At 73.9% G+C, this 18690-nt stretch carries 20 protein-coding genes; 10 read left to right on the plus strand and 10 right to left on the minus strand.

Translation table 11 applies throughout. The annotated features are described in order from the left end of the window. Positions 1-82: 82 nt before the first annotated feature. On the plus strand, positions 83-634 hold the full coding sequence (locus tag C1701_RS24520; protein WP_016697945.1) for a DinB family protein: 552 nt from the start codon (positions 83-85) through the stop codon (positions 632-634). A 25-nt stretch (positions 635-659) separates the two neighbouring features. Here the strand turns inward: C1701_RS24520 and C1701_RS24525 are convergent, their stop codons facing one another. Next, a complete protein-coding gene (locus C1701_RS24525; RefSeq protein WP_030106939.1) occupies positions 660-1418 on the minus strand; it encodes an SDR family NAD(P)-dependent oxidoreductase in 759 nt (252 codons plus the stop codon). Positions 1419-1479: 61 nt separating this feature from the next. Here C1701_RS24525 and C1701_RS24530 point away from each other — a divergent pair, with 61 nt between their 5' ends. The 4 genes from C1701_RS24530 (at position 1480) to C1701_RS24545 (ending at position 4904) form a co-directional block, all read left to right on the plus strand. Further along, positions 1480-1941, plus strand: a complete 462-nt coding sequence (locus C1701_RS24530) for a MarR family winged helix-turn-helix transcriptional regulator (protein ID WP_030106938.1) — start codon at positions 1480-1482, stop codon at positions 1939-1941. A gap of 160 nt (positions 1942-2101) precedes the next feature. Further along, positions 2102-2488 (plus strand): VOC family protein, encoded by a 387-nt coding sequence (locus tag C1701_RS24535; RefSeq protein WP_016697942.1) that lies wholly within the window; start codon positions 2102-2104, stop codon positions 2486-2488. A gap of 679 nt (positions 2489-3167) precedes the next feature. Further along, a complete protein-coding gene (locus C1701_RS24540; RefSeq protein ID WP_103056709.1) occupies positions 3168-3527 on the plus strand; it encodes a hypothetical protein in 360 nt (119 codons plus the stop codon). 162 nt (positions 3528-3689) lie between these two features. Next, the gene (locus C1701_RS24545) at positions 3690-4904 is read left to right on the plus strand and encodes a GDSL-type esterase/lipase family protein (protein WP_103056710.1); all 1215 of its coding nucleotides are present in this window, start codon (positions 3690-3692) and stop codon (positions 4902-4904) included. 165 nt (positions 4905-5069) lie between these two features. Here the strand turns inward: C1701_RS24545 and C1701_RS24550 are convergent, their stop codons facing one another. Beyond that, positions 5070-5645, minus strand: a complete 576-nt coding sequence (locus tag C1701_RS24550) for a helix-turn-helix domain-containing protein (RefSeq protein WP_051713440.1) — start codon at positions 5643-5645, stop codon at positions 5070-5072. A 169-nt stretch (positions 5646-5814) separates the two neighbouring features. Here C1701_RS24550 and def point away from each other — a divergent pair, with 169 nt between their 5' ends. Next, positions 5815-6414, plus strand: coding sequence for a peptide deformylase (def, locus tag C1701_RS24555; RefSeq protein WP_016697937.1), 600 nt, complete (start codon positions 5815-5817; stop codon positions 6412-6414). Between the two features lie 263 nt (positions 6415-6677). Here def and C1701_RS24560 read toward each other — a convergent pair whose 3' ends face one another. Both C1701_RS24560 and C1701_RS24565 read right to left on the minus strand, forming a co-directional pair. Then, on the minus strand, positions 6678-7304 hold the full coding sequence (locus C1701_RS24560; protein ID WP_103056711.1) for an NAD(P)-dependent oxidoreductase: 627 nt from the start codon (positions 7302-7304) through the stop codon (positions 6678-6680). Continuing rightward, positions 7301-8227, minus strand: a complete 927-nt coding sequence (locus tag C1701_RS24565; RefSeq protein WP_081895392.1) for an EamA family transporter — start codon at positions 8225-8227, stop codon at positions 7301-7303. Before C1701_RS24565 ends, C1701_RS24560 begins: the two co-directional genes overlap by 4 nt. 68 nt (positions 8228-8295) lie before the next feature. Here C1701_RS24565 and C1701_RS24570 point away from each other — a divergent pair, with 68 nt between their 5' ends. Then, a complete protein-coding gene (locus C1701_RS24570) occupies positions 8296-9186 on the plus strand; it encodes a LysR family transcriptional regulator (protein ID WP_103057175.1) in 891 nt (296 codons plus the stop codon). A 122-nt stretch (positions 9187-9308) separates the two neighbouring features. On the opposite strand, the gene C1701_RS24575 is transcribed toward C1701_RS24570, so the two are convergent. The 6 genes from C1701_RS24575 to C1701_RS24600 all read right to left on the minus strand — a co-directional run bounded on the left by C1701_RS24575 (position 9309) and on the right by C1701_RS24600 (position 15444). Then, positions 9309-9857: a GNAT family N-acetyltransferase gene (locus C1701_RS24575; RefSeq protein ID WP_026418049.1), complete on the minus strand. Its 549-nt coding sequence runs from the start codon at positions 9855-9857 to the stop codon at positions 9309-9311. A gap of 170 nt (positions 9858-10027) precedes the next feature. After that, a complete protein-coding gene (locus tag C1701_RS24580) occupies positions 10028-10327 on the minus strand; it encodes a hypothetical protein (protein ID WP_026418048.1) in 300 nt (99 codons plus the stop codon). A gap of 449 nt (positions 10328-10776) precedes the next feature. Beyond that, positions 10777-11184 carry a YciI family protein gene (locus C1701_RS24585; RefSeq protein WP_026418047.1) on the minus strand — a complete coding sequence of 136 codons (408 nt, stop codon included), beginning with the start codon at positions 11182-11184 and terminating at the stop codon, positions 10777-10779. 1436 nt (positions 11185-12620) lie between these two features. Continuing rightward, positions 12621-13391 (minus strand): SDR family NAD(P)-dependent oxidoreductase, encoded by a 771-nt coding sequence (locus tag C1701_RS24590; protein ID WP_026418046.1) that lies wholly within the window; start codon positions 13389-13391, stop codon positions 12621-12623. Between the two features lie 133 nt (positions 13392-13524). Then, on the minus strand, positions 13525-14637 hold the full coding sequence (locus tag C1701_RS24595) for a winged helix DNA-binding domain-containing protein (protein WP_103056712.1): 1113 nt from the start codon (positions 14635-14637) through the stop codon (positions 13525-13527). 195 nt (positions 14638-14832) lie between these two features. Further along, positions 14833-15444 (minus strand): DinB family protein, encoded by a 612-nt coding sequence (locus C1701_RS24600; RefSeq protein WP_372492946.1) that lies wholly within the window; start codon positions 15442-15444, stop codon positions 14833-14835. Positions 15445-15507: 63 nt separating this feature from the next. Between C1701_RS24600 and C1701_RS24605 the strand changes: the two genes are divergently transcribed. The 3 genes from C1701_RS24605 to C1701_RS24615 all read left to right on the plus strand — a co-directional run bounded on the left by C1701_RS24605 (position 15508) and on the right by C1701_RS24615 (position 18590). After that, complete coding sequence (locus C1701_RS24605) at positions 15508-16497, plus strand: WYL domain-containing protein (protein WP_026418043.1); 990 nt, start codon at positions 15508-15510, stop codon at positions 16495-16497. Positions 16498-16748: 251 nt separating this feature from the next. Next, entirely contained in the window at positions 16749-17807 is a 1059-nt protein-coding gene (locus C1701_RS24610) for an NAD(P)/FAD-dependent oxidoreductase (RefSeq protein ID WP_103056713.1), read from the plus strand. Between the two features lie 147 nt (positions 17808-17954). After that, the gene (locus tag C1701_RS24615; protein WP_026418041.1) at positions 17955-18590 is read left to right on the plus strand and encodes a class I SAM-dependent methyltransferase; all 636 of its coding nucleotides are present in this window, start codon (positions 17955-17957) and stop codon (positions 18588-18590) included. Positions 18591-18690 lie beyond the last annotated feature (100 nt).

Below are 18690 nucleotides of genomic sequence, written 5' to 3' on the forward strand. Positions count from 1 at the left end.
GGTCGCAGACGGCGCGGGGCGGAGGAGCTGGTCACGGGATATTCGGTGGTCGGGGTGGGCCGCCGGGTGGCACACTCCGCCGGTGCCGAGCCCGCGGGTCGACCTCCTCCTCCGTCAGCTGGACATCGCCTGGGCGTTGTTCTCCCACCACGTCCGCGATCTCGACGATGCCACCTGCCTGTGGGAACCCGATCCCCACTGCTGGACGGTGCGACCCGACGAGCGGGGCCGGTGGCTGCCCGACTGGCAGGTGCCCGAACCCGACCCCGTCCCGGCCCAGACCATCGGGTGGATCACCTGGCACCTCGGCTACTGGTGGACCACCACCCTGGAGCACTGCTTCGGCGCGGGTGCCCCGGAGCGCACCGACATCACCTGGCCGGGTGGCGCGGTGGAGACCGTCGCCTGGCTTGATGATCTCCACCAGCGGTGGCGGGCGGAACTGGGGCGGCTGACCGAGGAGGACCTGGAGGCGACCGACCGGGTCGAGGGCCTGCCCTGGGGCCGGGGGCTGCGCTTGGTCGACATCGCCGGCTGGGTCACGGTGGAGCTGACGAAGAACGTCGCCGAGGTGGGTGCGGTCCGGCATTTGTGCGCCCTGCGGTCGGCCCGGTCGACTTCCCCACCGGGGTGAGCCGCCTCCGGTGCCCTCCCGCCGCTCACCGGGTCAGACCGCGCCCGCCGGAGACCGAGACCACCTCCCCGTTGACGTGGCCGTTGGCGGCGGAGCCCAGGTAGACGACGGTGGCGGCGATGTCCTCCGGGTAGGAGAGCCGCCCGGTCGGGGTGCGCCCCGCCTCGGCGTCGATGACCGCCTGGCCGTGGTCGGGCAGGGAGCGGACCCGGTCGGTCAGGGTGAAGCCGGGGCGGACGACGTTGGTCAGGATCCCGTGTCGGGCCTCCCGGGCGGCCATCACCCGGGCCACGCCCTCCAGCGCCGCCTTGGCCGCGGGGTAGGCCACCGGCCCGGGCAGCGGTTGGTCGACCAGGTCGGTGGAGATCACCACGATGCGTCCCCATCCGGCGGCGCGCATGTCGGGGAGCGCCTCGTCGATTAGGGCGACGGTCCCGGTGGTGTTGGCGGCGAACGAGGCGGCGAGCGCGCCGGCGGTGTCGGCCTCGCGGGGCGGCCAGGACACGGCGTTGGCCACGAGGACCGTGACCGCTCCCAGGTCGCGGCGGATGCGCCGCGCCGCCCGCGTGATCGAGGCGGGGTCGGTGAGGTCGAGGTGGACGGCGAGGGCCGTTCCCCCCTCCTGCTCGATCGTCTCCACCAGGGCCCGCGCCTCGGTCTCCGCCTGGTACCAGGTGGCGGCGACCAGTGCTCCCTCGCGGGCGAGGGTCCTCGCGGTGGCGTGGCCGATGGCTCCGGAGGCTCCCGTGACGAGTGCGACGCGGCGGTCGAGTCCGAGGTCCATGCGCACCCCAATTAGTTAGTCGACTTATGGTTAGCCGACTATATACCGGTAGGATGCCGCGGTGGAACCGAGTGCGGCGATCCGGATCAACCGGACCCTGAACAAACTCAGCAAGCTCTACCGGGCCGCCAAGGCGCGGCGACTCGCCGAGCTCGGGCTGCATCCCGGCCAGGACGTGCTGCTGTGGATCCTCGCCAGGGAACGGCACGGCATGACCGTCTCGGAACTCGCCGCGCGCCTGGGCGTCGAACCGCCCACCGCCACCCGCAGCCTCGCCCGCCTGGAGGACGGCGGCTGGTTCCGCCGGGAACCGGTCGCCACCGACCGGCGGCAGGTCCGCATCGTGGTCACCGACGCCGGGCGAGCCCTCGTCCCCGAGATCGAACGGGCCTGGGCCGACCTCGCCGAGCACACCCTCGGTGACCTCGACCCGGCCGACCGGGAGACCGCCCTCACCGTCCTCGACCAGGCGACCAGCCGGCTGCGGAACCTCGTCGGGGATGCCGCGCTCACCGAGGACTGAACCCCGCGACACCCCGCGCCCCGCCGCCGTCCCGGAACCCCCAGCGGAACCCGGCGGGTCCGCGCGGCACCGCGAGGGCACGGCCGACACGGCGGAACACCACCAGAGGCCACCACGAACAGGACCGAACCTGACCTGATCCCCTCCTACCGTCCTCCCCATGACGACCACCACCCCCACCGAGGGCCTGCCCCGCTACGTCGCCGTGACCTTCGACTGCGCCGACCCGGCCGCCCTCGCCCGCTTCTACCACCAGGCACTGGGACTGCCGGTCATCCACTCCAGCGACCACTTCGTGCTCCTCGGTGTCCACGGTGGCCCGGACCTGGGCTTCACCCGCGTGGAGGACTACCAGCCGCCGACCTGGCCAGCACCCGCCCGGGGAAAGCAGGCCCACCTCGAGCTGGGCGTCGAGGACCTCGACGGCGCACGGGACCGGCTGGTCGCGCTGGGCGCGGTCGAGGCCGTGGACCAACCCGCGCCGGACCGGTGGCGCGTCCTGCTGGACCCCGCCGGCCACCCGTTCTGCCTGTCCACCCTCGTCTGAGCCCGGGCGGCCTTCTCCCCCCACACACCCGGAGAAGGCCGCCCACACACGCCCGACCCCGCGGACCACGCCCGAGGCGGACCAGTGGGAAGGGACACCCGCCCTGGCTGATCGTCGACGCCGTGCACCGCAACCACGGCGTCGACCCCGACCAGGGGACGGACGGGCGGGGTGGACGAACGCGGCCTGGCTCGCCGAGCGGCCCCTCATCCGGGTCGCCCCCCGGTCCGGCCTCCTCCGGGAGTCCCGGCTCACCGCCGTCCTCCCCGCCGAGGGCGGCGCCCCGGGGAGCGTGACGCCGGCACCCCGTTCGGCCACGAGCGGGTCCCCCCGGTGAACGCCCGGAGCAACCAGGAGGAGGCCCTGGCCCACCCGCACCGCCGACCAGCGGCCGCACCCGCGCCACCAGGTCGACTCGCACGCCCAGGCACTCCACCGGATCGACCCGGCGCCGGCCCGGCCCCCGCTCCCGCCCGCGTTCCCCGTCGACCCCCCGACTCGGCGGCGGTGGTGAGCGCCGGGTTCGACCGCCTGGCCGCCACCGGGCCGCTCACCCAGGACCAGGTCAGGGCACCGGAGGGCACGATGGACCGGTACCGGGCGGCCCTGCCGGCCGCTCTTCGCTGCTCGACCAGGGGGACCGGAGGCCGCGCGAGCCCCGTGGGGTCAGGGCGGCACGGTGTCCCCCTCGACGTCGAGTCCACGGTCCACGCTCCCGCGCGGGTCGCTCTTCGGGGTCGTCACGGTCGCCTTCTCCACCAGCACCCCGGGCGGGGGAGGCGGGAGGCCCGGCCCCGCGGGCGGCTACCGCGTTCACCCGCGAGATCCGCACCGTCCCGACGAGGTCGCCGTCCTGCTGGGAGACGCGGTCATACCCGAACCCGGTGTGGCCGAGCACGAACGCGCACCCGACACCGAGGGCACCCTCGCCCTGATGGAGCCCTGCCACCCGCTCACCGGGCTCGCCGCCGGGGACGGCCGCCTCGCCCCGCTCCCGGGGAACCCGGGATCACCCCTGGCGCGCCCGCGGATCGGGTGAGTGGGCGGGCGGCCCGGGGCGGTCGGGACGGGCGGTTCCGCCGCGCACCACCGGCACACACCGCCGACCGCCGCCCCGATCGGGTGAGGGAGGGTCGGTGCGGTCGGGGGAAGCACGGGAAACGGGGTGCCTCCCGGCGGCGGGTTTTGCCAGGGTGAGCGGATGAACCCCCAGCACGAACCGGTCCCGGCCGGGCACCACCACGCACCCGCGGCCCCCATCACCACACCGGTGACGGCGAGCCTGGTGCGCGGCGCCCTCGACCTGGAACACGGCCAGTACGGCCTGCTGCCCCACCGCCTCCCGGCCTGGGCCCGCGCCCAGATCCCCGACCAGCACCTGGGGCTGGCCGAGGCCAGGCCCGCCGGCGTCCGGCTGGCGTTCCGCACCCGCGCCACCACCCTGGAACTCGACGCGCACCGGACGACGACCCGCTACGCCGGGATGGCCGATCTCGCGCTCCCCGAGGGTGTTTACGACCTCGTCGTGGACGGCGGGCTGACCGCGCGGGGCGTCCTGTCCGGCGGTGACGTCCTGACCCTGGACCCCACCACCGGGGACACGAGCACCGTGCCCGGACCCGTGGGCACCGTCCGGTTCACCGACCTCCCCGACAGGGTCAAGGACGTCGAGATCTGGTTGCCGCACACCGAGATCACCCAACTCGTCGCGTTGCGCAGTGACGCGCCCCTCGACGCCAGCCCGGGACAGGGCCGCAGGGTGTGGCTGCACCACGGCAGCTCGATCAGCCACGGCTCCAACGCGGCCAGCCCCACCTCCACCTGGCCGGCCGTGGCCGCCTCCCTCGGCGGGGTGGACCTCGTCAACCTCGGATTCGGCGGTGGAGCGCTGCTGGACCCCTTCACCGCGCGCAGCATGCGGGACACCCCCGCCGACCTGATCAGCGTCAAGATCGGCATCAACCTCGTCAACGTCGACCTGATGCGACTGCGGGCCTTCACCCCGGCGGTGGACGGCTTCCTCGACACCCTGCGGGAGGGCCACCCGGGCATCCCCCTGCTGGTGATCTCCCCGCTGCTCTGCCCCCTGCACGAGGACACCCCCGGTCCCCTGGTGCCCGACTCGAGCTCGGGCACCCTGGCGTTCCGTGCCCTGGGTGACCCGGCCGAGCGGACCGCCGGCAAGCTCACGCTCACCGTGATCCGCGACGAACTCGCGCGCGTCGTCAGCCGCCGCGCGGCCCAGGACCCGCACCTGCACTACCTCGACGGGCTCGACCTCTACGGCAGGGGGGACGCCGAGGACCTCCCTCTGCCCGACGGTCTCCACCCGGACACCGCGACGCACCACCGGATCGGCGAGCGGTTCGCCGCCCGCGTCTTCGGAGCCCGCGGCCCCTTCGCCGCCGCCGGTTGACCCCGGCTATCCCGCCGGCGGCAGTGGTCGAGGGAGCCGAGGGGCGCGCGGGTGGTGGGCCGGCCGGGCCGGCCACGAGGCGACACCCCTCGACGACCCGACCGGTGGGGTCGCGCCCGCGTCACCGCGCCCCCGTGCCCACCGGCCGGTAGCGGGCCGAGCTGCTCAGCGCTCCTCGGGCAGCAGGGGGAGGAGCTGCACGAGGGCGGCCACCGGCACGCCCCCCGAGGGGCGGGAGGGGGAGGGACGGGCACGCTCCCGATACCTCGCCACGAGGCGGCGCATCGACGCGGCCAGCTCCGCCGCCTCCTCGGGACACAGGTGCAGGACGGCGGTGAACGACGCGGCGTCCGGTGTCGACGGCTCGGCCACCTCCCGGTGCCGCGACCCACCCGGGTCCTCCGCCGCCACCGCCACCCCGTCCTTCGACGGCAGGGTGGCGGTGCGCTTCGGGTGCGGGTCGGGATCCTCAGTCGGGCCCCAGCGCAACCGCCAGGGCCGGGCACGTCCGTCGTCGGAGGGCACCTCCTCGATGAGGCCGTGCCGGGCGAGCTGGCGGAGGTGGAAGGAGCAGACGCCGGAGCTGCGGCCCAGGCGGGCCCCGGCCTCGCTCGAGGTGAGACTGCCGTGCTCGGCGAGCAGGTCCAGCAGGGCGACCCGCACCGGGTGGTCGGGCAGGCTGCGCCGGGAGCGGCGCCTGCCCCCGCCTGGTGTGGAGGGAGACCTCGGATCAACGTCCATTTTGCAAAGTCTGCTACTTTGCAGAATGTTCGATCACGGCGGCCCCCCGCACGGTGGTGTCCCACGGGACGCGGAGGAGCCGCCCAGGGAGCAGGGAAGGCACCGGTGCACGATGGATGTCCAGGCAGGGGCGGCACGGGACCGACGAGTGCGACTGCGGGGAATCCCCGTGGACTCCTACCCCCGCGTTCCGCCCGAGGTCGAGCGGGGCGCGGTCCGTCGCATCACCGTGGTGGGTGAGGAGGTGCTGCGGCGCCCATGCCGTGAGGTCACCGAGTTCGGCACCGCCGCACTCGCCCAGCTGGTGGACGACATGTTCGCCACCAACCAGGCGGCCGAGGGCGCGGCCCTGGCCGCCAACCAGGTCGGCGTGGACCTGCGGGTGTTCGTGTGGGACATGACCGACGAGTGGGGGATCCGCCACGTCGGCCACATCCTCAACCCCGTCCTCGACGAGATCCCGGCCGACCAGCGGCGGCTGGTCGAGGAACCCGAGGGCTGCCTGTCGGTGCCCGGGCCCTACCGGGTGGTGGCCCGCCCCGACCGGGTGGTGGCCCGAGGCCAGGACCTGGACGGAAACCCCCTGGTCATCGAGGGCAGGGGCTACTTCGCCCGGTGTCTGCGCCACGAGACCGACCACCTCAACGGTCAGCTGTACCTGGACAGGCTGTCCGGGAGGGAACGGAAATCCGCTCTGCGGGAGATGGCCGCCTCCCAGGACCGGGTCTTCGCCCGACGGGCCGCCCTGGCCGCGGCGATGGGCAAATGAGGACAGCGCCGCCTCGCCCCCGGCCCGGCGCCCGCCGCGACCCGACCGGAACCCCCGGCGGAGAAGGGACACCGCCCCCGGTCGCTGGTCCTGGCACCCACCACCCAGCCCAGCGGGGTGGAGATGCGGCCCGTCGGGGAGAGCGGCCGACCACTCGTCCCGACGCGGACGGCGGCCGCGCCCCAACGGCCCGTCCCCGGTCCTACCGCGCGGAAGGTGCGGGCCGTGAACATCCGGGGCCACCTCCCGTGCGGCCGATCTCATCAGTAGGCCGCGGTGACCTGGCGATCCCCGCTGGGGTTCTCCAGTTCGTCCAGCACGGCCACCGCGAGGTCCTCCGCCGAGATCCGGGAAGTTCCATCGGCGGCCGTGACCAGTGTGGTGGTGCCACGCCGGTACTCACCGGTCCGACGGCCGGGTTCGAGCAACGCGGGCGGGCTCAGGTAGACCCAGTCGGCGGGGTGGACCCGGCAGGCGGCCAGCTGCGCGATGCTGGCGCCGGCGATGGCGCGCACGGCTGGCGGCACGTACCGCGCGTCGTCGAACACCAGGCCACCGGACGGCCCTCGCAGCGGAGCGGAACCGCCGATGACCAGGACACGGGCGCCGGTCGCCTCGGCGGCGTCCAGCAGCGCCGTGGTGGTCGCGGTGACGGTGTCCTCCGCACCCGGGGCGGGTCGGGTGGCGCCGACCACCGCGTCGGCACCCTCGAACACCCCGGTCATGCGGTCGACATCGGTCACATCGCCGTGCGTGATCTCCACCTGCGCGGGCAGGTGTTCGGGACGCGTCTCCCGGAACACGGCGGTGACGTGGTGGCCCCGCTCGACGGCTTCGGTCACGACACGGGAACCGGCCATCCCGGCGGCTCCGACCACGATGATCCTCATGAGGTGGTTTCCTTTCGCTTGACTGTCCGAACGAGGTTCGGGGTGGCCTGGCTCGCCACGATCGCGGCCAGGCAGAGCGCGAACCCGACCAGTTGGAGGGGGCCGAGGAGCTCACCGAGCAGGACCGCCCCCAGCAGGGCCGCCACCAGCGGCGAGAGCAGGGTGAGCACGGCGACCGAGGTCACCGGGAGTGCCGTGATGCCCCGGAACCACAGGATGTAGGCGAGGAGCCCGCCCGGCAGGCCCAGCCAGAGGTAGCCGAGCACGGCGGGGGTGTCGACCGGTGGCGGCGGGCCCTCGACCAGCAGCATGAGGGGTACCAGGAACAGACCACCGGCCGCGAGCTGCCAACCCGCGAACGCGGTCGCACCCACACCGGCCGGTCGTCCCCACCGTTTGGTCAACGTCACCCCGAACGCCATCGCCACCGCACCGCCCAGACCCGCGAGGAGCCCGACCGCGTCGAACACCGCGTCCGGACCGAGGACCACCAGGCCCACCCCCGCGACCCCCGCGACCCCCCACCCGATGCCCCGGACCGACGGGGCCTGCCGGAGCACCACCACCGCGAGGACCGCCACGACCAGCGGCTGGGCCGCGGCCAGGGTGGCGGCCACCCCGCCGGGAAGGCGCTCGGCGGCCACGAACAGCAGGGGGAGGAACACCCCGATGTTGAGCACCCCCAACACCGCCGCCCGCATCCACCACACCCCACGCGGCAGCGCGCGAGTGATCGCCAACGCGACCAGCCCAGCCGGCAGGGCGCGCACGACGCCCGCGAACAGCGGATGGCCCGGGGGCAGCAGTTCGGTGGTGACCACGTAGGTCGTCCCCCACACCGCGGGCGCGAACGCCGTCGTGACGACACCCGCGACACCGGCCGCCGCGGGCACCGTGATCAGGTTTCTCACGACGACCAGCATCACCGCCGACGATCAATGAGTCCAACACATGGTTGTCATGGCATTGATCGACGATCACGATGGATTTCGTGGAACTTCACCAACTGCGGTATGTGGTCGCCGTCGCCGAGACGAACAACTTCACTCGGGCCGCCGAGCGGTGCCTGGTCGTCCAGTCCGCGCTCAGCCACCAGATCGCCCGCCTCGAACGGGAACTCGGCGCCCGCCTCTTCGACCGCACCAGCCGACGCGTGCGCCTGACACCCGCCGGCGCGGCGTTCCTCCCCCTGGCCCGCCAGTGCCTCGACGCCGCGGAACGGGCCGCCGCCGAGGTCGCCGCGGCGGTCGGCCAGGTGCGGGGGCGCCTCACCGTCGGGGTGATCCCCACCGTCGCCGCGGTCGACATCCCAGCCGCCCTGCGGGCCTTCCGCCAGCGGTACCCCCACGTGCGGGTCGCCCTGCGGGTCGGGCCCAGCGAACACCTCGTCGACCAGGTCAGGAACGGCGAGATCGAGATCGGGTTCCTCGGGCTGCCGGTGACGTCCCGACCAGAGGGCGTCAGGGCGCGGCGACTGGCCCAGGACCGGTTGGTGGCGGTGGTCGCGCCCACCCACCCCCTGGCCCACGAGGCCGAGGTGGACCTGGCCCGACTGGGCGCCGAACCGTTCGTGGACCTCCCCGGGGGGACGGCGGGACGAGCGCAGTCCGACCAGGCGTTCGCCGCCGCCGGTGTCCACCGCGAGGTCGCCTTCGAGGTGACCACGGTGGACGTCATGATGGTGCGCCTGGTCCGCCAGAACCTCTGCGTGGCGCTGCTGCCCGCCCGCTACGCCCCCCACCTGTCGGGGGTGGTCACGGTCCCGGTCCGGGACGCTCCCACTCGGGTGGAGCACCTCATCTGGAACCAGGGGACCCTGACGCCGGCGGCGACGGCGTTCCTCGCGGAACTCGACATCACCTTCGACGGCGGGCGCGACTAGGCGCGGGCGCGTGCGGTCCGGCGCCAGCCCACCGTGCGCCACTCCTCGTTGGTGAGCCCACGGTGGTTCAGCTGGTCGGGGGTCCCGGGAGCTCAAGGACACCACCCGCCCCGCTGCCGAACTCACCCGGTCGACGCGCTCGGGGCACACGTCCCCAACCACTGCTCGGCACCGTACTCCTCGTACCGCTCCACCTCGGTGAACCCCAGCCGCAGCGCCAAGCGCCTGGCGCGGTCGTTGGCGGTCCGGGTGCGCAGCACCACCTGCTCGCCGGGCAGCGCGGCGGCGAACCAGGCGAGGACCGCCGCGCACGCCTCGGTGGCGTAGCCCCGCCCCCACACCTCGGGGAGGAACAGGTAACCGAGTTCGACCTTCCCGGTGATCGGGCGGACCTGGCCCCCGTGCTCGGCGTCGCGCCGGTCGAGCGTGACGACACCGATCATCGTCCCGCCCAGTTCGACCACGAAGGAACCGGGTCGCCGCCCGGGCACCTCGGGCACCGCGCGTTCGAGTTCGGCGTGCGGGCGGGACCCGCCGATGTGCGTACCCACCTCGGGCGAGGCGAAGAGCTCGACGAACCTCGCGCGGTCCCGGGCCTCGGACTCGCGGAGCACGAGCCGATCGGTCCTGATCGGGGCGGGCGGCCAGGTGACGGGTCCGAGCTCAGTCATCAGGTCACCCCAGAGACCGGGGCCCGCCAGGATCCCGGCGGCTGACGCGTCGCCCGACCGGCCCTGGCCGCTCCGGGTGAGACCGGAACCACCCGCGACGGGCACGGGTGCCAGGGCCACCCGGGACCTCTGGCTCCACGTGACGGCAGCACCTGCTGGGGGGTGGCCGGTCACTCCGTGACCAGCAGGCAGGCGTAGCCGAAGGTGTCCAGATCGTCGGCGTGCACGCCGCGCAGCCAGCAGTTGACTCGTTGCCCGGTACCCACCAGCGCGGGCTCGAACACGTTGTCGTCGCTGCCCGGCGGTCCCCAGTGGTCCCCGCCGGTCACCCGCGAGGTCGTGCGCGTCTCGTCCACGGTGAAGATGTCGGTGGCGTAGGCGTTGTCCCGGTCGAAGTCCACCAGGGAATCCACCATGCTCACCGAACACCACGCCAGGAACGGGCTGATGAACCCGATGTCGAGGGTCACGCTGGCCGAGCCACCGAGGCCCGGGGAGGGAGGGAGATCGGCAGCATCCCGTCCCAGGCGCCCACCGCGGCCTTCCCCCGGAACTCCTCGTCGGTCATGTCGGCTGGTGCCGTTGAACGCTGCCCAGCGGACCCGGTGCGTGTTCCGGGGAGTACCGAGAAGGTGAAGGGGTCGTGTCCTCGTCGGCCGCGACCGCGCCGGTCTGGATCGGGTCGACGTCGGAGGCACCGCAGCGGGGGCGGTCCATGAGCTTCACCGTCGCCGCGTGCCGGTGATGGGGGGTGAGCCCGGAGAACCGTTGGAAGCACGGCAACGCGGCCGAGGTGTGCGGGCAGAGCAGCTCGTCGGCGCAGGGGTGGTCGGCGAGCTAGCCGGAGCGGCGCAGGGAACCCGTTGCCCGGGCGCCCGGGAGGGCGCGGTCACCCTTGCCGACGAGTGTCGCCTCCGTATCACTCCGCGGTGGTCGGGGGCTCGGTCAGGAAGGGGCGCACCTCCAACCACTCGTGGATCGGTTCGCCACCCGCCCCCGGAGCCGCCGACAGCTCGCCGGCCAGTTCCAGTGCCCGTTCGTAGGTGTCGACATCGATCACCATCCACCCGGCGATCACGTCCTTGGTCTCGGCGAACGGGCCGTGGGTGACTGGTGGGCGCCCCGGCCCGTCGTAGCGGACGAAGGTGCCCTCGGGGGAGAGCGCCTGGGCGTCGACGAACTCGCCAGTGCTCCTGAGCCGATCGGCGAAGTCGTTCATGTACTGGACGTGAGCCTCGACCTCCTCCGGCGCCCACTGGGCCATGGGCACGTCGTTGACCGAGGCCGGTGCCCCTCGGTAGTGCTTGAGCAGCAGGTACTTGGCCATCGGGGTCTCCTTGTCGTGTTCCTCGCGGGGGCACGGAGTGTGGGCGTGCTCTCGGCCTCCCTGTCTACACCGCCGCACCGACGCCCCCGGTCGTCGATGCTCGGTCGGCGACCGGGGGATCGCGTCCACCGGATCAGCACCCTGGCACCCGGCGTCCGGGTCTCGGAACCGCGAGCCACGGGATAGCCGCCCCTCGGCGCGCGAGGGCACCCCCACAACCCGCTTACCGCACATAAGCGCGATTATGCGCGGTAATCGTCACGCGCTGACCTGCACACGGTATTTCGTATCGTTTGGTTGGTGACTACGAAACGAAACCAACGGAAAGGCGGGGGAAGAGTAGGGGCTCAGCGAAGGGGGCGGGGCGGTCGTCCCCGCGCGAGGACAACCCCCAAGTCCGCGCCGCCGGGTTCAGGGGCGCGGGTGCCTCGACGGTGACGTCGTGAACCCCGCGCCCCTGGGTCGAGGGGCGCCTGGGCGGGGTGGAGCAGGGATCTTCGCCGGCGTAGCCACACCGGGCTGTTCCGTCACGGTGACGTAAGAACGGCCGGCGGGTTCCCCCGCCCTGACCACGGATTCGCCCCGAGCGGTGGGGCAGCGGTAACGGTGCCCGTGGCGCCGCACACCGAGCGGGCCTGTCCCCTGCCATCCCGCCGGCCCTGGCCCAGGCGGACCTGGGCAGAGGTGGACCACCACGGGGTATGCGGGACGTTCTCCCGAGGAACCCCGGGGCGCCGGTCCTGGGCGCGACGGCCGCGCGCCTCACCCGAACCGGCGAGGGGCGCACCGGGAGCCGGTGGGCAGCCGAACAGCGTCCAGATCCGGGAAGGCGCGGGACCGTCGGCCTCACGCGGACGGTCCTCGGTCGCGGCGGCGTCCCCGAAGGGACCACGGTGAGGACTGGGACTGGACGGCAGCGGATCGGCGGGGAACCGCGCTCACGGCATCGCGCACGCCCCATGCGGCCGACGGGTCAACCCCACCACGAGAGGACCGGCTCCTGGTCGCACCGCGTGGCTCAGGGGACCCGCGGGAAACGACCGGCGCCGGCCGCCGGTGACGTGCCGTCCCCTGGGACGGCCACGGTCGGGCACCGACGGCCGCCGCGCGCCGGTCCGGGAAGCGTGAGCAGTCGAGGTGGCCAGGCGGAGAGGCCGCTCCAAGCCTGGTCGAGGGCCCTCACGGCCGATGAGCCGAAACCGGCTGTGGGTGTGCCCATCCGGTGCCGCCCAGGGCGGAGGGCCACGGCCGTCGGGGACCCGGCTTCCCCGCGCGCCGGCGGCCGTTCGTCTGGCTTGCCCCGCGGGCCGGTGCACCCCGCCGCCCCGGCCCACGTCTCCCACGGTCCACGGCGACAGCGGGGCTCCCGACCGGGCGGGCGGAACGCTGAGCTACCGGTCCCGGGCGTGCCGCCCCGCGGCGTACCGCGTGGGCGGTCAGCGGCTGGTGTACCCGGCGTCGGCGTGGATCACCGACCCGGTGACGTAGGAGGAGAGGTCGGAGGCCAGCCAGAGACTGGCCTGCGCCACCTCACGAGGTTGGCCGAAACGGCCCAGCAGGCTCAGCTGGGGTGCGTACTGCTCCTCGGTGAGGCCGAGCTGTTCCAGCGCGCCCCGCAGCATCGGGGTGTCGATCGCTCCCGGGGCGACCGCGTTCACCCGGATTCCGTGTGCGCCGTTCTCCAGGGCCGCCGTCTTGGTGAGGCCGTTGACGCCGTGCTTCGCGGCCACGTAGGCGGGGTTGTGGGGTTGGGGGCGGAAGCCGCTGACCGAGGAGATGTTGACGATGGAACCGCCCTCGCCCTGGCGGAGGAGCTGGCGGAGCTCCCACTTCATCGACAACGCGGTGCCCTTGAGGTCGACCGCCAGCACCCGGTCCCAGTACTGCTCGTCGAAGTCGGAGACAGGCTGGTCGTCGGGGGCCACGGCGGCGTTGTTCACGGCGACGTCCAGCCTCCCGTACCGCTCGACGGTCGCGGCGACCAGCGCCTGGACCTGGTCGCTGACGGCGACGTTGACCTGGTGGAACAGGGCACTGCCGCCCTCGGACTCGATGTCGGCGGCGACGGCCCTGCCCCGTTCCTCGTTCAGGTCGGCGACCACCACCCGGGCCCCGGCCTCGGCGAACAGCTTGGCGGTGGCCTCGCCCATGCCCATGGCCGCGCCGGTCACGATCGCGACCTTGCCTTCGAGAATGGGGAACGTCATCGGTGGTGTTCCTTCCGTCGTGGGTGCGTCCCGCACGCCGTCAACCCGGCTGACGGGTCGGTGTCGTCCGGTCGCAGCCAGTATCGGCACCGCACCGGGTTCCGCGCTGGACGGCGCGCGGGGTCGTTCTCCCTCAATCCGAGGTGGAGGCGATCCGCACGTCCTGGGTGTCGTGGTCGGAGAGGAACGACGCCAGCGCGCGGCCTTCCTCGACCACCGCGTCGCGGTCGACCGTGGACAGGGGCGACAACGGCGTGACGACCACGGTCGCGGAGTCGACGGTCCACGTCGCGCGGACGCGCCCGTCGACCAGGACGACGCGGGCTCCCTCGACGGACAGGCGGCGGTGGGCGGTGTCGATGATCCGGGTCCGGTCGTGGTAGCCCAGGATCGCGTTGTCGAAGGCGGGGAGGAACCGGACCGGGGCGGGCGTGTCGGGGTCCGGGCGGGGCGCGTCGGGCAGGTCGAGCAGTTCGCGGCCCCGTGCGTCCCGGAAGGAGACCAGTTCCTCGCGGATCGAGGCGACCGCCGCGGGCAGACCGGTCAGGCCGCACCAGGCCCGCAGGTCGGCCGAGGCCGCCGGCCCGAACGCGGCGAGGTACCGGCGGAGCAGCGCCGCGCCGACCGTGTCGGGCTCCCCCTCGGCGGGTGACTCGGCGGGCTCCCGGCCCAACCAGGAGGCGAGCGGGCGGTACCGTGCTCCGGCCCTCGTTCGCCACAGCCCGCGGGGCGGTATCTGCACCGTGGGGATGAGGGCGGCGACCAGCATCTCCCCCAGTGGTCGTGGGCCGACCCCGGGCCAGTCGTCGGCCACCGCGCGCGCCAGCTCCGACATCGACCGGGGCTCGCCGTCCGCCAGCACCGCGCGACCCGCCGCGGCGAGCGCGTCGAGGTCCACCCCGGTCAGCGCGTCGCGGTAGACACCCAGCACTCGTTGGCGCAGCATCCCGTCGTGGCGGCTGCGCCAGGCCAGCGCGTCCTCGGCGGTGAGGAGGTGGACGGTCCGGCGCATCAGGTGCGCCCGCACCACCCGGCGGCCGGTCAACGGCTCCGAGAGCGCGTCCGGGCGGAAGGCGCGGAGCCGCGACCAGAGCCCGACGAACGGTTCCTGCGGTTCCTGTGCCTGGAGCCCGCCCAGGTGGGCGACGGTGTCGAGGACCGGGAGGTGCGCGCGGTCGAGCAGGAGTTGCCTGGCCAGCGTCGCGCGGTTGAGCGCCCGGGTGTCGAGGACGGTCGTCGGGCTCATGGGGCGGCGTTCTCCTCGAGGTGCGGTGGGTGCGGTGGGTGCGCGGGGGAGGTGGCGGTGTCGTGCGCGACCGGGGCGGGGCGTGGAAAGGGGGTGGGAGCGGGCCCGGCCGCGACCGGGGTCGTCGTGCTGGGGAGCGGACCGACGCGGGCTGGGGCAGGGCCCGGAAGGGGACCGGGCACCGCCCCCGTCCGGTCAGCTCGAGGTCTGCCCGTCCAGCGTCTCCCGCAGGATGTCGGCGTGTCCGGCGTGCTGGGCGGTCTCGATGATCACGTGCGCCACCACCCGTCGGATGCTGTGCACCGTGCCGGGCTGGTGCCAGGGTGCCTCGGGCAGGGGGTGGGCGGTCGAGAGGTCGGGCACGCCGTTGATGATCTCCTCCGTGCGGGCGGCGACCTGCTCGTAGCGGGTGAGGATGCCGGCGAGGGTGTCCTGCGGCGACCACTGGAAGTCGTTCTGGTGGTCGATCATCCACTGGGGGAACTCACGTGCGGTGCCGGCGGCCACGTCGTCCCAGGTGACGCCCTCGGGCAGCTCGTAGCGCAGGGCCGACGGGCCGTGGAGCACGAAGTTCATCCACTCCTCCTCCGCGCTGGTCACGTGCTTGACGATTCCGCCCAGGCACAGCGCGCTGGCGGTGGGCCGTTCGGCGAGCTGCTGGTCGCTGAGCCCCTGGACGGTCGTGATCAGGGCGGCGCGGGCGGCGGCGAGCGCGTCGAGCAGGTCGGCCCGCTCGGTGTCGAGAGCGGCGGCGGGGGTGGTGGACACGGGGTCTCCGTCCTCGTGGTGGGTGTCGTTGACTGGCACGTCGCCCACGATGGCACCGGAAGAGGACAGGGTGTGTCCGCTTCTTCGGGCATGCTGGAAACCATGCCGACAACCTCGGCGAGGCTGCTGTCGTTGCTCTCGCTGCTCCAGACGCGTCGGGACTGGCCGGGTCCGGCGTTGGCCGAACGGCTGGGTGTCAGCCCGCGCACCGTGCGCCGGGACGTCGACCGCCTCCGGGAACTCGGCTATCCCATCGGCGCCGTGAAGGGGCCCGACGGGGGCTACCGGCTCGGGGCGGGCAGTGAGCTGCCGCCGTTGCTGTTCGACGACGAGCAGGCGGTCGCGTTGGCCATCGCGCTCCAGATCGCCACCGTGACGGGGGCGGGTATCGAGGAGGCCTCGGCGCGGGCGCTCACCACGGTGCGGCAGGTGCTGCCGGCCCGGTTGCGCCGTCGCATCGACACCTTCCCGTTCACCTCGGTGGAGCCACCGGCGCGGACGGGCGGCCGTGTCGCCAGCGCCGTGCTCGTGGCGCTCGGCGCCGCCGTCCACGCCAGGGAGGTGCTCCGGTTCGACTACGCCAGCCCGGTGGACCAGGGGGAGGGCGGCGTGGGCGGACCGCCTCGGCGGGTGGAGCCCCACCACCTGGTCGCCTGGGGTGGGCGCTGGTACCTGGTGGCCTGGGATCTGGATCGCGGGGACTGGCGGACCTTCCGCGCCGACCGGATCACCCCGCGCACCCCGACGGGGCCTCGATTCACCCCCAGGCCGTTACCGGGAGGTGGGGTGTCCGCCTTCGTGACCAGCCGGTTCCTCGGGGCGGGCGAGTCCGGTGACTGGCCCTGTCGTGGTGAGGTGATCCTCGATCTTCCCGCGTCGGCGGTGACCCGCCACTCGTGGGACGGGGTGGTGGAGGCCGTCGGCCCGGACCGCTGTCGCCTGGTCCTGGGTTCGTGGTCCTGGACGCGGCTGGCCGCCGAGATCGGTTCCTTCGACGTCGACCTGGAGATCGTCGGGCCGCGTGAGTTGCGGGAGGCTTTCGCGCGTCTGGCCCGCCGCTACTCGGCGGCGGTGTCGGCCTCCGGGGAGTGATCCGAGGGCCGAGGGCCAGGGCTGTGGTCGGGTTCGTCGCCCGGCGCCCCGGAAGGCCCGTGCCGGCATCCGACCTCGGTGTGGTCGTCGTGGTCCGGTGGGACGCCGTGTCCGTGGGGTGAGCGCGCCCGAGGTGGCTGTGGTGGCGTCACGGGTCCCCTCCGCGCACACCAATTTTTGCCATACCGGCAACAGGAGTTGGCGACATCGCGTCTCGGTCGGCACTCTCGTGTCGGAGAGGAGGTCCTGAGATGACCGAGAGGGAGAACGGCGCCCCGCAGGAGGGCCGGCGCGCGGGGCCCCGGTGGGACGTCGTCGTCATCGGCGGCGGGCCGGCGGGGCTGAGCGGCGCGCTGACCCTGGCCAGGGCGCGGCGTTCGGTGCTGGTGATCGACGACGGTCGGCCGCGCAACGCGCCGGCGGCCCACGCCCACAACTACCTGACCCGCGACGGCGCGGCACCGACTGAACTGCTGGACAGCGGTCGCGCCGAGGTCGCCTCCTACGGCGGGGAGTTCCTGACCGGGACCGTCGTGTCCGTCACCCGGGGCGGCGGCGGGGAGTTCCAGCTCACGACGGCGGACGGGACGGTGGTGGACAGCCGGCGGTTGCTGGTGGCCACCGGCCTGGTCGACGAACTGCCCCCGGTGCCCGGTCTTCGGGAGCGGTGGGGCCGGGAGGTGCTGCACTGCCCGTACTGCCACGGCTGGGAGGTGCGGGACCAGCGCATCGGGGTGCTGGCCACCGGGCCGATGGCGGTGCACGCGGCGCTGCTCTGGCGGCAGTGGAGCACCGACGTCACGCTGTTCGAGCACACCTGGGCCGGACCGACCCCCGAGGAGGCCGAGCAGCTCGCCGCACGTGGTGTCACCCGGGTGCGGGGAGAGGTCACCGGGGTGCGGCTGGAGGAGGACCGACTGGCCGGGGTCACCCTGGGTGGCGGCCGCCAGGTGGACTGCCAGGCGCTGGTGGTGTCGCCGCGTTTCGCGGCCCGTGCCGAGGTGCTCAGCGCTCTCGGACTGACCGCCGCCGACCAGGAGATGCGGGGCCACTCCATCGGAGCGCACGTACCGGCGGACCCCACGGGCGCCACCACCGTGCCGGGGGTGTGGGTGGCCGGCAACGTGACGAGCCTGGCCGACCAGATCGTCGGAGCCGCCGCCTCGGGCGTCCGCGCGGGGGCCCTGATCAACACCGACCTGGTCACCGAGGACACCGCCGAGGCCGTGCGGGCCTACGGCGGGTTCACCCCCCGCCGGGAACAGGAGGTCACCGACCGGGTCGTGGGTGGCGCGCGGCACGGCCTGTGACCCGGTGCCCGCGTCCCCGTTCCTGGGCCGCGCCCCGGCGCCGGCGTCCCGAGACCAGCCCGCCCGCCCCAGCCCACCGACGGGCTCCCCGGACGGAGCCGACGGCGGGAGACACGACGTCACCACCACCGCGACGAGGAGTCGACCATGTCCACTGCCGCCAGCCAGGACGAACAGTTCTGGAACGACCTCTACGACCGCTCGGACCGGATCTGGAGCGGCAGACCCAACGCCGCACTCGTGCGGGAGACCACTGACCTGAGCCCCGGCCACGCCCTGGACCTGGGGTGCGGTGAGGGAGGGGACGCCGTCTGGCTGGCCAGCCGGGGTTGGCGGGTCACCGCCACCGACATCTCCCGGGTGGCATTGGCCCGAACCCGGCGACACGCCGACGAGGCCGGCGTCGGCCACCTCGTCGACGACGAACACCACGACCTCGCGGTGTCCTTCCCCGCCGGGGAGTTCGACCTCGTCTCCGCGCAGTTCCTCCAGTCACCGAGGGAACTGCCCCGGGAACGGGTCCTGCGCAGGGCGGCGGCCGCGGTGCGACCGGGCGGGACGCTGCTGGTCGTCGGGCACGCCGCCGGCCCGTCCTGGGCCACGGGCGAGCACCAGGAGGTGAGGTTCCCGAGCGCGCGGGAGGTCCTGGACAGCCTGGCGCTGGCGGATCAGGAGTGGGAGGAGCTGCGCTGCGAGGAGTGGACCCGCGCCCAGGACGGCCCGGACGGCCAGCCCGGTGCCATGACCGACAGCATCGTCCGGGTCCGGCGGCGCCAGCGGTGACCAGGAGGTGGACAGCGTCGTCCGCCTCCCGCCGGTTTCCCCGCCGCCCTCGGTGCGCCTGGCCCCCGGAACTGGGTGGACACTGCTGCTACCGTGGCCG

Source organism: Actinoalloteichus sp. AHMU CJ021, assembly GCF_002895405.1.
Lineage (GTDB): Bacteria > Actinomycetota > Actinomycetes > Mycobacteriales > Pseudonocardiaceae > Actinoalloteichus_B > Actinoalloteichus_B caeruleus.

What these genes read in the sequence shown, in the direction of transcription:
- C1701_RS24575 (WP_026418049.1), bottom strand. Translation starts at nt 9,857, where the DNA reads ATGACTGAGCTCGGACCCGTCACCTGGCCGCCCGCCCCGATCAGGACC.
- C1701_RS24550 (WP_051713440.1), bottom strand. Translation starts at nt 5,645, where the DNA reads ATGGACGTTGATCCGAGGTCTCCCTCCACACCAGGCGGGGGCAGGCGC.
- C1701_RS24525 (WP_030106939.1), bottom strand. Translation starts at nt 1,418, where the DNA reads ATGGACCTCGGACTCGACCGCCGCGTCGCACTCGTCACGGGAGCCTCC.
- C1701_RS24565 (WP_081895392.1), bottom strand. Translation starts at nt 8,227, where the DNA reads ATGCTGGTCGTCGTGAGAAACCTGATCACGGTGCCCGCGGCGGCCGGT.
- C1701_RS24560 (WP_103056711.1), bottom strand. Translation starts at nt 7,304, where the DNA reads ATGAGGATCATCGTGGTCGGAGCCGCCGGGATGGCCGGTTCCCGTGTC.
- C1701_RS24545 (WP_103056710.1), top strand. Translation starts at nt 3,690, where the DNA reads ATGAACCCCCAGCACGAACCGGTCCCGGCCGGGCACCACCACGCACCC.
- C1701_RS24590 (WP_026418046.1), bottom strand. Translation starts at nt 13,391, where the DNA reads ATGACGTTCCCCATTCTCGAAGGCAAGGTCGCGATCGTGACCGGCGCG.
- C1701_RS24610 (WP_103056713.1), top strand. Translation starts at nt 16,749, where the DNA reads ATGACCGAGAGGGAGAACGGCGCCCCGCAGGAGGGCCGGCGCGCGGGG.
- C1701_RS24595 (WP_103056712.1), bottom strand. Translation starts at nt 14,637, where the DNA reads ATGAGCCCGACGACCGTCCTCGACACCCGGGCGCTCAACCGCGCGACG.
- C1701_RS24535 (WP_016697942.1), top strand. Translation starts at nt 2,102, where the DNA reads ATGACGACCACCACCCCCACCGAGGGCCTGCCCCGCTACGTCGCCGTG.
- C1701_RS24615 (WP_026418041.1), top strand. Translation starts at nt 17,955, where the DNA reads ATGTCCACTGCCGCCAGCCAGGACGAACAGTTCTGGAACGACCTCTAC.
- C1701_RS24585 (WP_026418047.1), bottom strand. Translation starts at nt 11,184, where the DNA reads ATGGCCAAGTACCTGCTGCTCAAGCACTACCGAGGGGCACCGGCCTCG.
- C1701_RS24605 (WP_026418043.1), top strand. Translation starts at nt 15,508, where the DNA reads ATGCCGACAACCTCGGCGAGGCTGCTGTCGTTGCTCTCGCTGCTCCAG.